Source organism: Weissella bombi (assembly GCF_900094835.1).
Taxonomy (GTDB): Bacteria; Bacillota; Bacilli; order Lactobacillales; family Lactobacillaceae; genus Weissella; species Weissella bombi.
On sequence record NZ_FMAO01000009.1, the window covers coordinates 21,922 to 35,343 of the forward strand.

General features: G+C 34.6%; 15 protein-coding genes. 14 read left to right on the forward strand and 1 reads right to left on the reverse strand.

What is annotated here, in order from left to right; genetic code table 11:
- Nucleotides 1-97: 97 nt before the first annotated feature.
- Nucleotides 98-997: a YihY/virulence factor BrkB family protein gene (locus GA0061074_RS06615; protein ID WP_092463068.1), complete on the reverse strand. Its 900-nt coding sequence runs from the start codon at nucleotides 995-997 to the stop codon at nucleotides 98-100.
- Nucleotides 998-1,114: 117 nt separating this feature from the next.
- Here GA0061074_RS06615 and GA0061074_RS06620 point away from each other — a divergent pair, with 117 nt between their 5' ends.
- The 14 genes from GA0061074_RS06620 to GA0061074_RS06680 all read left to right on the forward strand — a co-directional run bounded on the left by GA0061074_RS06620 (nucleotide 1,115) and on the right by GA0061074_RS06680 (nucleotide 13,287).
- Nucleotides 1,115-1,504, forward strand: a complete 390-nt coding sequence (locus GA0061074_RS06620; RefSeq protein WP_092463070.1) for a LysM peptidoglycan-binding domain-containing protein — start codon at nucleotides 1,115-1,117, stop codon at nucleotides 1,502-1,504.
- A 310-nt stretch (nucleotides 1,505-1,814) separates the two neighbouring features.
- A complete protein-coding gene (locus GA0061074_RS06625; RefSeq protein ID WP_092463072.1) occupies nucleotides 1,815-3,200 on the forward strand; it encodes an MFS transporter in 1,386 nt (461 codons plus the stop codon).
- Nucleotides 3,201-3,470: 270 nt separating this feature from the next.
- Nucleotides 3,471-4,487, forward strand: a complete 1,017-nt coding sequence (locus GA0061074_RS06630) for an ABC transporter ATP-binding protein (protein ID WP_092463074.1) — start codon at nucleotides 3,471-3,473, stop codon at nucleotides 4,485-4,487.
- A complete protein-coding gene (locus tag GA0061074_RS06635) occupies nucleotides 4,484-5,437 on the forward strand; it encodes an ATP-binding cassette domain-containing protein (RefSeq protein ID WP_092463076.1) in 954 nt (317 codons plus the stop codon). Before GA0061074_RS06630 ends, GA0061074_RS06635 begins: the two co-directional genes overlap by 4 nt.
- Before the next feature lie 16 nt (nucleotides 5,438-5,453).
- Nucleotides 5,454-6,410, forward strand: coding sequence for an ABC transporter permease (locus tag GA0061074_RS06640; RefSeq protein ID WP_092463078.1), 957 nt, complete (start codon nucleotides 5,454-5,456; stop codon nucleotides 6,408-6,410).
- 15 nt (nucleotides 6,411-6,425) lie between these two features.
- Nucleotides 6,426-7,370 (forward strand): ABC transporter permease, encoded by a 945-nt coding sequence (locus tag GA0061074_RS06645; RefSeq protein ID WP_092463080.1) that lies wholly within the window; start codon nucleotides 6,426-6,428, stop codon nucleotides 7,368-7,370.
- A gap of 104 nt (nucleotides 7,371-7,474) precedes the next feature.
- Nucleotides 7,475-9,283, forward strand: coding sequence for an oligopeptide ABC transporter substrate-binding protein (locus GA0061074_RS06650; protein ID WP_092463082.1), 1,809 nt, complete (start codon nucleotides 7,475-7,477; stop codon nucleotides 9,281-9,283).
- Nucleotides 9,284-9,499: 216 nt separating this feature from the next.
- A complete protein-coding gene (locus tag GA0061074_RS06655) occupies nucleotides 9,500-10,009 on the forward strand; it encodes a hypothetical protein (protein ID WP_092463084.1) in 510 nt (169 codons plus the stop codon).
- 87 nt (nucleotides 10,010-10,096) lie between these two features.
- A complete protein-coding gene (locus tag GA0061074_RS06660; RefSeq protein WP_137604568.1) occupies nucleotides 10,097-10,477 on the forward strand; it encodes a hypothetical protein in 381 nt (126 codons plus the stop codon).
- A gap of 241 nt (nucleotides 10,478-10,718) precedes the next feature.
- Nucleotides 10,719-11,174 carry a LytTR family DNA-binding domain-containing protein gene (locus GA0061074_RS06665; protein ID WP_092463088.1) on the forward strand — a complete coding sequence of 152 codons (456 nt, stop codon included), beginning with the start codon at nucleotides 10,719-10,721 and terminating at the stop codon, nucleotides 11,172-11,174.
- 238 nt (nucleotides 11,175-11,412) lie between these two features.
- Nucleotides 11,413-11,811 carry a DUF3021 family protein gene (locus tag GA0061074_RS06670; RefSeq protein ID WP_092463090.1) on the forward strand — a complete coding sequence of 133 codons (399 nt, stop codon included), beginning with the start codon at nucleotides 11,413-11,415 and terminating at the stop codon, nucleotides 11,809-11,811.
- A 32-nt stretch (nucleotides 11,812-11,843) separates the two neighbouring features.
- Nucleotides 11,844-12,317: an HXXEE domain-containing protein gene (locus tag GA0061074_RS06675; protein WP_092463092.1), complete on the forward strand. Its 474-nt coding sequence runs from the start codon at nucleotides 11,844-11,846 to the stop codon at nucleotides 12,315-12,317.
- A gap of 262 nt (nucleotides 12,318-12,579) precedes the next feature.
- Nucleotides 12,580-12,756, forward strand: a complete 177-nt coding sequence (locus tag GA0061074_RS09110; protein ID WP_159426660.1) for a hypothetical protein — start codon at nucleotides 12,580-12,582, stop codon at nucleotides 12,754-12,756.
- Between the two features lie 165 nt (nucleotides 12,757-12,921).
- The gene (locus tag GA0061074_RS06680) at nucleotides 12,922-13,287 is read left to right on the forward strand and encodes a hypothetical protein (protein ID WP_092463093.1); all 366 of its coding nucleotides are present in this window, start codon (nucleotides 12,922-12,924) and stop codon (nucleotides 13,285-13,287) included.
- The last annotated feature ends 135 nt before the right edge of the window (nucleotides 13,288-13,422 follow it).

Consider the following 13,422-nt stretch of genomic DNA (forward strand, 5'->3'; position numbering starts at 1 on the left):
AGTGTTATGAGTTTATTGTACATATAGTCAGAGAAACATGCTTTCTCGTAACACTTAATAATATAACGCATTAATTCCCAAAACACAACATTTTATTTTATTTTTTTCCTGAATTTCGGAAAAATAGTTTAATCATGTACCAGTTGCTGGCGCGATCACTAATGTGTGGCGGAAACAGTTCTTGTAAAATAGCGGTAATTATTGTACCGATTAATGATGCTAACGCAATGAAATTAATCCATAGTAATAAGATAATAGCTGAACTCAATGCTTGGTAAAATGAAAAAGCACGAGCAGCTATATTAATGTACCATCCAAAGGCTTTAGCCAACCAAATAACTAATGTAATTTGAACAATTGTACCAACAATGTTCCAAATAAAGCGAGGTCTTTTAATTGGTAAAAATGTATTAAATAAGAAAGCACCAATGAATAAACCGATAATGACAATTAGACGTTTGGCGGATTCAATTTTATACATAATCTGGCTACTGATTGGTAGGGCGTCTAAAACGTTTGTACCGACTGAAGCGATAATTAATAGGATACCAATGATTAGTAAGATAATAATTAACCAAAACATTGAGATAAAGCGATTAAAAATGGCAACATTATTTGGTTGGACATTGTAAATTCCGTTTTGAGCAACACGAATTGCTGAAACAACACGAGATAATGACCAAAGTGTAATAATAATTGAAATCGAGATGGCACCAACGCCATTTTGGCTCAAAACCGATCGGATGATTGGATCAAGGAAAGTAAAGACAGATTCAGGTACAGCTGTTTGGACATAGTTTAATGCTGTATCAATTGTTAGACCTAGATAGGGTAATATTGTACTTAGGATAACAATGCCAGGAAATAGGGATAATAAGCCGAAATAGGCAATTGATGAACTGGCAGTAATGACATCAACACGCGAAACAACGTTAATAATGGTTGTAACGAATTTATTATTCAGAAAATTTTTAAAAAGCAGTTTCACGATGTTCATTCTCCTGATAAAATTAACAATAATTACCTAATTTTATCAAATATTAGGATAAGTGGCGTACAATTAATTACAAAACTGAGATATAGATAAATAAAAAGGGAAAAGTGGGATTATAAAATGAAAACAAAAAAACCTCCTCGTATTAAATATTGGCTCATAATTTTAATAGGCTATGTTGCCATTTTTTTGATTGGTTTTTTTATACCAGTAGCTTATAATACATTGACTCATAGAGACAATCAAGTTGCCACTACTACTAGTTCTTCATCAAGTAGTCAGGAAAGTAAGCAAAAAAGTGAGTCGGTAACAACAAAGAAAGCGACAACGAGTGCAAAAACAGCTAAAAGTCACTCAAAAAAAGCAACTTCTAAAGTTCAAGTGGAAGCGGGTCAAACTGGTTATGCATTGGCAACTAAGTATGGCTTGAGTGTCGATGAATTGCAAGAGCTTAATCCAAATGTTGATTTGAATAACTTAAGCGAAGGCGAAACACTAAAAATTAAATAGTTGGGGTGAAAGAGGGCGAGACAAAAGTCGTTTTGAAGCCGGGGTGTAACGTGATTTGTGCAATTTTTGGCCGTAGCAAAGCGAAGGACAGGGATTGTATAAATTCCGTTACATTGAGGCTTCAGACTTTTGGAACGCGTTTATACTATAAAGATTACAGGCTTATAATTAATACATTTTTAACGAAATGACGTTGGGATATTTATTGTCTCAACGTCATTTACTATTTTGTAATGAAAAAGATACTTACACATATTCAATAAATGTGCTTAAATAAAAATCAGGCACTTTTTAAGATTTAGGAGGAGTTATGCAAGAAGAGAAAGTTTCACCCAAAGTTATTTGGTCAATTGTGGCCACTGCTATTTTGGGATTTTCAGGTATTTTAACAGAAACGTCAATGAATGTGACGTTTCCGGAATTAATTCAACAATTCCATCAACCAATGGGGACAGTACAGTGGTTAACAACTGCTTATCTATTAGTCGTTGCATTGATGATGTTGACGTCAGCTCACTTTAATTCAATTTTGAGCAAACGTTGGACATATTTGATTGGCTGGATTGCGTTTGTTGTTGGTGATGTTATTGCTATGGTAGCACCTAATTTCTGGTTACTATTGTTTGGACGTTTAATTATGGCCGTTGGTACAGGATTTGCACTACCATTAGTGTTTAACATTATCTTTACGAGTGTTCCAATGTCACAACTTGGTAAGTTTATGGGATTTGGAACATTGATTATTTCTTTGGCACCGGCATTAGGACCTGTATATGGAGGTGTGGTAGCCTACACTTTGGGTTGGCGTGCTATTTTCATGATTATTTTACCAGTAGCACTTATTTCATTATTAATTGGTTGGTTTAATCTTGATAAGCAAGTACCAAAGACAGCAAATAAGTTTGCACTAGGACAGTTTGTGTTAATTGGTGCATCACTAACATCAGCATTGTTGGCATTGGGTCAACTAGAATCAGGTAAGATTACTGTAACGATTATTAGCTTGTTTGTCGTTGCAATCGTGGCAATGACTGCATTTATTATGGTTGCTAAGAAGTCACAACATCAATTAATTGATTTAACTATTTTCCGTAGTAAAGCGCTTGTTATGGCGTTGTTGATTTATGCAACATCACAAGCAATTAATTTGGCTGTTAACTTTGCATTGCCACAGTACACACAACTAACATTGGGCGCTACAACAATGGTTGCTGGTTTCATCTTGATGCCAGGTTCATTATTAGGTTCAGCCGTTGCACCGGTTTACGGGGCAATGTATGATCGTAAGGGTGCTAACCAACCATTAGCTTGGGGTACTATTGCATTTTTGGCAGTTATGATTGTCTTTTCATTCATGGCACCAAATATTATGACTATTGGTTTGACGGTTGTTTACGCTTTGTTCACGTTAGCACGAAACTTGACATTTAGTGTGTCAATGACTGCTGGAGTTGCTGAAGTTCAGCCACAACAGTCAGGTGATGTTAACGCTGTGTTCAACACGATGCAACAATTTATTGGTGCGGTTGGAACAACAGTTGCTGCCTTGTTTATCCAAACAACAGGTACAACTAAAGCTGCTATTGCATCACAAACAGCGACTGGTTTTGGTCACTTAATTGTATTTAGTACAGTTATTGTTGCCATCAGTTTGATCTGGTTAGTTGTCTTTATGAAGACTAAGACGGCTAAGTAAAAAAATATAAAGGCTATTGCTTCAATTAATTAGTTGAGGTGATAGCTTTTTTGTTAAATATAAAAAAATAAAGGCCGGTGAAATCCGTATGATTGATTTCACCGGCCTTTATTTTAGCTAAAAAACGAACAATAAACCGTTAAATGAGTTTAAAATTAGAAAAATATTAAAATATTCCTTGAATTAAAAAGACCGTTACATTATAATATTAAAAAATTATGATAGATTTAAGAATAAGATGATAGCTACGAAAAAGTCGAGGTGAACTAAGTGGAAGACGGACAAGAATTATTGGAACTAAATGATATTTCAACGTCTTTTAAGATTGACGGGCAGTATTATGACGCGATATCACATATTAATTTAACTGTGAAGAGAGATGGAATTTTAGCAATTGTTGGTGAATCAGGATGCGGGAAAAGTACATTAGCCACAACTATTATGGGGTTACATGATACAGATACAACTCGTATTAGTGGACAAGCGTTATTTGATGGACAAGATTTATTAAAATTAGATGATAAAAGCATGAACGATATTCGAGGCGCCAAAATTGGGATGATTTTTCAAGATCCGCTATCGGCACTTAACCCATTAAAACGCATCGCAGATCAGATTAGTGAGGGATTGGATTATCATACGACCATGACATCTGATGAAAAACATGCTCGAGTGATGGAGTTGTTGTCTCAAGTAGGTATTGTGAATCCTGAACGAACAGCACGGCAATTTCCGCATGAGCTATCAGGTGGAATGAGGCAACGTGTGATTATCGCAATTGCCATTGCATGTAAACCAGATATTATCATCGCTGATGAACCAACTACGGCATTAGATGTAACCATTCAAGCACAAATTTTAGATGTATTACGTGGTATTCAAGCTGAGAATCATGCAGGAATTATTTTGATTACGCATGATTTGGGAGTTGTTGCTGAGACGGCCGATGAAGTTGCAGTTATGTATGCTGGTGAAGTTGTTGAACGTGGTACGACCGAACAAGTATTTAATAACCCACAACATCCGTATACCCGCTCATTATTGCGTTCAGTGCCACAGGGGAATCAAGATGTGACACATGATGATCTTTATGTGATTGAGGGAAGTGTCCCCTCAATAGAGCGTATGCCACAAACGGGTGATCGTTTTGCACCACGGATTCCGTGGATTCCAGCCGAAGCGCATGAAGAAAATCCAAGTATGCATGAAGTTGCACCGGGACATCAGGTTAGGTGTACGTGTTATCAACAATTTTATTTTAAAAGCTTGGAGGAAACGAATAAATGAGTTTAGTTGAAATTAAAGATTTAAAAGTTCATTACCCGATTCGTTCAGGTTTTTTGAATCGGGTAACTGATAAAGTTAAAGCGGTTGATGGTATTAATTTGAACATTGAAGCCGGTGAAACATACGGATTGGTAGGCGAATCTGGCTCAGGAAAATCAACTACTGGTAAATCAGTAGTGGGATTAGAAAAAATCACCTCGGGTTCAATTAAGTATAAAGGTGTTGATATTACTAATGTGAGTGCTCGTCGTAATGTTAATTATAATCAGAGCGTACAAATGATTTTTCAAGACTCATTGTCTAGTTTGAATCCACGTAAAAGAGTGTTGGACATTATAGCAGAACCGTTACGAAATTTTCAGCATTTATCAACCGAAGAAGAAAAAATTCGAGTGCTGCAGTTGCTAGAAATAGTTGGCTTAAGTCCGGAGTCATTGTATAAATACCCACACCAATTTTCAGGAGGTCAACGACAACGTATTGGGATTGCACGGGCCGTTGCTACAAACCCAGAATTGATTATTGCTGATGAACCAGTTTCTGCTTTGGACTTGTCTGTTCAAGCACAAGTACTGAATTTCATGAAGAAGATTCAACGTGAATTTGGTATTTCATATTTGTTCATATCACATGATTTAGGTGTTGTTCGGCATATGTGTCAGAACATTGCCATTATGAATAAGGGGCGTTTGGTTGAAGTCGGTACTCGTGAAGATATTTATGACAATCCATTACACATTTATACCAAACGTTTGTTAGCAGCAATTCCTGAAGTGGATGTTTCTAAAAGGCAGGAACGGCAACAACAACGTAAGCAAATTGAAAAAATGTATAACGAGCAAGCTGATCAATATTATGACGAAGAGGGGTTAGCTTATCCGTTAGTACAGGTGTCACCAACGCACTTTGTGGCATTGCCTAAAGAACAGATTATTGATCAATTAAAGTGAAAGGGGGACACAGTTAATGTGGAAAACAATTCTACGACGAATCTTAATTATGATTCCAGAAATTATTTTATTAAGTATTTTAGTTTTTCTTTTGGCTAAAGCCATGCCAGGTGATCCCTTTACAGGATCAATCAATCCACGTTCAAGTGCAACGCAAATTGAACATTTAAAACAGTTGAATGGGCTTTATGATCCATGGTATCAACAATATTGGAATTGGGTAGTGCATCTATTCCATGGTGATTTGGGACAAAGTTATCAGTATCATGAACCCGTGACGAACTTGATTGGCGATCGTGCTATTAATACGCTATGGTTATCGGCATTTACGATGATTTTGACATACGTGATTGCATTGCCATTAGGTCTTTATGCAGGAAAACATGATGGTAAATTACCAGATACGGTTATTCGAATTTATACCTACGTGACGTACTGTATTCCGTTCTTCGTTATCTTAGTAATTGGTTTGTGGATATTCGGTTATGTACTAAATTGGTTCCCAACAACCGGGTCGGTATCACCGACAGCTACGGGGATGTGGATGATTGGTTCACGATTCTTACACGTACTACTACCGGGATTGTTAGGTGCGTTGTTTGGGACCGTCAATGTTGTACAGTATATGCGTTCTGAAGTTATTGATGCGAAAAATTCAGATTATGTACGTACGGCACGTTCAAAAGGAGTACCACAAAAAGCAATTTATAAGCATCATATTTTCAGAAATTCATTATTACCGATTGCTGCTTTTGGTGGTTATTCAATTACAGGATTATTGAACGGTTCGATTTTTACTGAAACCATTTTTTCATATCCAGGAATGGGAATGTTATTTATTGATTCCATTAGTTATCGAGATTACACAGTAATTACGGCGTTAGTCTTGCTGTTTGGTATTCTAAACCTTTTGGGTACGTTACTATCAGATATTATTCTTAGTGTTGTTGATCCGCGCATTCGTGTTAATTAAGAAGGGGGCATAAAAATGGTAATGAATACAAAATCAACCGAAATGTCGCCTGAAGAATTAGCGACATTGACGGAGCAAGCAAAACAAGAAGCTGCACCGTCAGCAACTAAAATTTTATGGCAAGAGATTAAGGCGGATCGACCGGCTTTGATTTCTCTAATCATCGTAGTAGCAGCAATTCTGTTTGTGATGATTACGCCTTTGTTTATTAATACTAGCAAAATGATGTCTACAGATATCTTAGCGTATTTAACGCCCCCATTACATGACCACTTTTTGTTAGGTGCTGATGCAAATGGACGATCGATTGCCATGCAATTAATTGTTGGATCTCGAAATTCAATCGGGATTGCCATTGGGTTAACCATTATTTCTTCAACGATTGGAATTGCTTGGGGGTTAATTTCAGGTTATTTCGGTGGTTATGTTGATTGGGGGATGCAACGTGTCTATGATTTCATGATGATGTTGCCGATGACAATGATGATAATCGTTTTGGTTACAATTATTGATAACTATAATTCAGTTACTTTAACGTTAATTTTTTCATTGTTTTATTGGATGGGAACATCTCGTCTAATTCGATCACGAACGTTGTCAGAAACAAAGAAAGATTATGTGGCTGCGTCAATTACTTCGGGAACCAAGCCATTAAAGATTATTTTTAGGGAAATCATGCCCAACATTTCATCATTAATTATTGTAGATACGACACTTTCATTCGCTGAGAACATCGGTGTTGAAACTGGACTATCATATTTGGGATTTGGTTTACCACCCCAGACACCATCTTTAGGAACATTAATTGCTAATGCAAATGATCCTAATAACATTACACAATATTGGTGGACTTGGTTACCCGCTGCTATTGAGATTATTATTTTATGTTTAGCGATTAGTTATATTGGTCAAGTTGTTAGTCGTGCAGCAAACGCGTCACAACGTCGAGCAGGCAAATAATTATCAGACAAGAGTATTAAGGGTGGTGATGGGCTTTCAAAAACATAATATATTGTCATCATATTGGAATTTTTTCATGAATAAAAAGGGAATGAGGATAGCGTATGAATAAGGCAAGTAAAAAATGGGCAGTTTCATCAGCAGCGGCTTTAGCAGTTATGTCGATTGCTGCTGTAAGTATCGATAGTGGTAATGATGTCGCAGCGGCTGAAACAAAGCGTGCTAAGTTGTCAGATACGTATAAAAATAACGCTAAGACTGATAATAAAGCAAATAATAAAAGTACTTTAAAGGTTGCTGAACCAAATGACTCACCTTTTAAGGGGATTACTGAGCCTATTTTGGCTGATAATCAAGAGGATAGTAACGTATTTAGCCCAGGTGGTTCTGGTAATTTGTTTAATATTGATAAGAATTACAAAATTATTGATGGTGGGTTAGCTAACCAAAAACTGGATCGTGATAATAATACGGTCACGATTACAATTCGTGACAATGCTAAGTGGTCAGATGGGAAGCCGGTAACTGCACGTGATGTTGAGTATGCATATGAAATTATTGCGCACCCTAAGTCAACATCGTCACAATACTCATCAGATTTTGAACGTATTGCTGGAATGAAAGATTTCCATGATGGCAAAGCAGATACTATTTCAGGATTTACATATCCAGATGGTGAGGATGGTAAGAAAGTTGTCATCCAATATAATGCACTATCACCAAGTATGAAATATTCAGGTAATTCATTTATCTGGGGAACGGTAGCGCCTTATCACCTTTATAAGGGCGTACCAATTGATAAGCTAGCAGGTTCTGATCAAGTACGTAAAAACCCAGTGTTTGTCGGTCCATATAAATTGGATAAGGTTGTTGAGGGAGAGTCAACTTCATGGTCACCTAATAAGTACTATTGGGGTAAGCAACCTAAGATTAAGCATGTAACGATTAATGTCGTATCATCTAATAGTATTGATAAAGCAATTCAAACAAGTAAATATGACTTTACGTCACCAGCAGGTGTTATGCGTGGTACAAGTTATAAGAACTTAAAGAAGCTAAAAAACTATAAGATAGTTGGTCAACCAGACCTAGGTTATAACTACTTTGGATTCAATGTCGGTGAATACGACACTGATAAAAAGGTTAACGTTATGGATCCTAAGTCAAAGATGAGAAATAAGAACTTACGTCAGGCTATGATGTATGCCGTAAATGAAGACGCGATTAATGATAAGTTCGGTAATGGCGTTAAGTGGCGTGCTAAAACATTGATTCCACCAATTTTCGGAAAGTATGCTGACAAGTCAGCTAAGGGATTCCCATATAATCCTAAGAAGGCTGAAAAACTTTTGGATGACGCTGGCTATAAGAAAGATGGTAAGTGGCGTACACAACCAAATGGTAAGAAATTAGTTATCCATTTTGGTGCTATGCAGGGATCTTCAACGAGTCATGCAACATACCAAGATTATTTGCAACGTTGGCGTAAAATTGGTTTGAACGTTAAGATGGCAACTGGTAAGGAAATGGAAATGAATAGTTTTTATGACACACTACAAAAACCAAAGCAAAATAAGATTGATATCTTCAGTGCTGCTTGGAGTGTATCGTCTGAACCAACACCAAGTCAATTGTATGGTGCTGATGCGCCATTTAACATGGGTCACTTTGTGACGAGGAAGAATACACAGTTGATCAATGATATGAATAATGACAAGGCATGGAATGATTCATATCGTACTGAGAAATTCAAGGAATGGCAAAAGTACATGAATGATCAAGCAGCCTATGTGGCAACTGATAACAGTTATCGATGGGGTCCAGTTAATAAGCGAGTTAAAGGCTTTGATATTGGCGCTGCTAATAATGAATTCTGGAGCAACTTGTCATTGACGTCATCGAAGATAAAGTAAGTTAAATATTATGTATAAATTGAAGTATATGTAAATAACTGGTCGGAAAGAATTTGGTGTTGAACCTAATTCTTTCCGACCAGTTTTGTGTTGATGCGTTTGTTGTTGATAATTAAGGGTAGTAAATTGTAATGTATTTTTCAGTCCGAAAATTATTCTGTGATACTATTAAAACAATATAACGTAATTGTATTTGATAAATAGGGAGTATATATCGTGGGTGATAGGGCTAAATTAATATTGTGGGGAATGGTTGGTACAGTTTTGTTTGGGGCGGTAGTTTTTACCGTAACCATATATTATGGTTCACAACAAAGAAATGATAAAGTAGTTTCTGCTAAAAAAGAATATGCAACTAAGTCAATTAAAGATGAAAATTCTGAACATTCAGTAATGTCTTCATCTAGTATTGCAGTGGATAGTACAGAAGCATTGGATACTGAACAAGGACCACAAATTACACCTATAACTTTTGAGGAGGGGATGGGCTTGATTGATAAGGTTGGAGGTGAAATCATTGGTGAAGACGCAAAAGTTATTGCTTCAGATGGTCCTTCTATTACCATTGGTGGTGGTGTCGGTGCTAAAGGCTATGACAAAATAACATTTACGCCAGATGAAGCCGGTAATGTAACTATTCACTATGAATTTGGAACTTTAGAGGGTGGTAGTTATAGCTCAATAGCTTCTTATATGCCTGAAAAGGATTATGTAACTACTCGTTAATTGATATTCTGTTACTGTTCAGAATGGTTAAATTGAGGTATTGAGATGATATTAAAACAAAGATATAAATTATGGTTGATATTACCAATGTTGTTATTAGGATTGAGTACCAGTAGTTCACTAGTTTTTGCAGATGATAATCAACAAAATAATTTTGATACAACGGAATTCTATATGGGGGCACCAGACAAACAGAAGATTATATTGTTGGGAAGTACAAGTTATTTAAGTAACCCAAGAAATTCTGACTATATGGATGCTAAAAAAAGTGGTAGTTTGTATTTCACTACTACAGTTGGTCATATGCGACAAGTTTTAAGAAAAGCAGGCATTAATCTACATCAAGTACAAAATCCGGTACAAAATGGGGCGAGAGTTTATCAAATTGGTATGTTACAAGATTTAGAAATTATGAAAGGTAATACGCAATTACCAATTTATATCGTTAAATCTATGATGATAAGATAATAAACGATATTAAAGTTAAAATGAAATTACCATGTTCAAGGCATAGATATCAATAATATTTGTTCTAAAGTTCACGGAAATTTAACCGCTAACGGTAGTCTTTACTACGCGTTATGCGGTTTTTTTATACAAAAAAGTGTGTAGCACAATGTATTACTTTCATGGATTATATTTCCACTGGACTTGATTATTAAATTTTATTACTATAATAGCCAAAAAACGAATAAAGGGGAAATCCGTTATGCGCATTAAAATTATGAGATTAGATAAGAAGTCACCAAAAGAAGATGAAGTATTATTTCATGTTCATGAAGTAACCTCCACAATTGATGAAGCCATAAATGTGCTTAAGAACAACTCTAAATCGCTTATAGCTACATTAATAAATAGTGAACGTGAGGAAAAAATTAGCTTTCATAATATTATTTATGTTGAATATCTTGAAAGACAGGTTTTTTTATACACAAAAAATAAAACATATCTCTTGCGTAAATCTCTGGTTAACTTTAAGCAGAAAAGTCCTAATTATTTAGTACAGATTTCAAAGAACACGTTGGTTAATATTTATTATGTAACAGCTTTTACTTCACATATAAACGGTAATTTGACACTTCAATTGACGTCACATGAGAAGTTAATCGTAAGTAGAAGATACGTAGTGGAATTGAGAAAAGTTCTTAAATCTATAATTGAATAATCCTTTTGTGTTTGATTTTATACCGCATGTGTCTAGTTTCCTTTGTGGGTTGGTTTTTAGTTGCTACAATACGAAATAAGCTTAAGGAAAAGGTAGCTAATAACTGTATAAAACGTGGATATACTGCAAAAGTAATCTGATTAATTTTGAGCTTACATTATTTATGTCATATTGGTTGATCAGTAGTTGCTAGCTATTTGCTTGGATTTAATAAAAATTGTGAGGTGAATTAATAAATATGAACTATTTCAGAATAATTTTTAACGGTCTGGGGATAGGATCGGTCATTTATTTGGGACTGATTTTAGTTCAAGGTCAAGCAACCGTTGTTTCGGCTAAAGATGTTTTGTTTCTTTTTAGCATTTCTTTTTGTATTGCAATTGGAACTATTGTATTTAAAGTAGAAGGACTAAGTTATCTGAGCGCATTAGTATTACATTATTTGGGTGTCATAATACTAATTATTTTGATGAATCTTATTTTTGGAGTGAATGATAGTCTTATTCATTTGATTATAGCTACCACTATCATTTACATAATTTCTTACACTGTGACCATGATTAAATTCTTTTTAGTATCGAGGAAATTTAACCGTGATTTAGAAAAACTTAAAAATAAGAAACATTCACAAATATAATAATTTAAATATGGAATTGGGGAGAAGACGACATGGATATTATGAAATTATTGGCGATATTAGCACCATTGTCTTATTTGTTACACTGTATTGAGGAATTCTTATTTCCGGGAGGTTTTATTACTTGGTATCATAGTTGGCGACCCTCTTTGGAAAAGCAGCAACCAAGTTATTATTGGAAAGTTAATATAATTGCATTTACAATCGTGACAATCACAAGTTTCTTTGCTTTATTTACTAAGGAAAATATTTCCGCTTTAGTAATATCAACTAGTTTTTTAGCATGTAATACTATTCTCACACATGTTATAGGTGCAATTAAAACACGAATGTATTCTCCAGGGATGATCACGGGTATCATTTTATATCTACCTATTTGCATAATGTGCTATATTACAGCTTATTCAGCACATTTAATAAGTATAAAGAATCTTTCTATATACGTTATTATTGCCCCTTTATATGAGTTATGGAATTGGTATAAGCAAAGAAAGTTAGCTATCTAAATAATTTTTAATTACTCAGAACCTGTTTCCGATATGCAATCGGGGGCAGGTTTTTTGCTTTTTAACAGATAAAATAATTTACATATAGGTGTGAATTGCCTCAATACTTTTTTATGTAATATAGCAATAAAATTTAAAAACATAAACTAATTATTTTACGGACACTTTTCGTCTTTGTTATAGTGAATGTATAGTCTTATGTTTTTATTTATAATCAAGTGATGAATCATCAATTGTTTTTAATAAAAAAGGAGATAATAATATGAAAAAGAGTTTCTGGTTTAGAACAGTATCAATTCTATTTTTATTGTCCATTTTAATAGGTGTATGGTATTTTAATGTGCCATATAGCGACATTATTGTCCCTATATTGATGCTAGGAAGTGTTGGCGTAGCATTTATAGGCAGTTCTATAGATAAAAAAGAAAAACAGATATAAAAATTATAGTTGAATAGCTTAATTGATTTAGACGGTAAATTGTTGGAATTATTTTGACGATTTATTGCCTATTTTGATTTATATGTGTCGACTATTACAGTAGTTAAGCTAATTGTTATTTTAGTTATAAAGGTTGGATTTAATTGGTATATGGGAGGTATCATTATGAAAAAATTAAATGAACTGTTAAAACAAAAACCGCTATATACCTTATTTGTTATTGCAATTGTAGTAGGAATGATCAAGGTATGTACTAATATTATTCAACACCATCCTGTGTATGAAGAACTTGATAGTATTATTTATATATTTGGCATTTATTTTATTTGTTGGATAATTGTAAAAACAATACATAATACTTATATTCGATTTGGTGTGGCAGCTTTTATAAGTTTTATTTACTTAAGTGTACAAATGTTTTTTGATGGTAGTTATGTAAATTACACCTCTTTTATTGTTATTGGCGTGGTAGCCATTTTAATAGCTGCAATAATGATGGTTGTTATACATGTACTTGATAGTTGGGCATGAGAACGAGTAGTCTTGTTTGCTGATATTAATTGATTAAAGGCAATGATAATGACTTAATGCTTGAAAAGATTAGACAACAAAGAATGATTTTTTTCATTATGACTGTGTAAAGTAATAGAGGGTACATGATTCTGT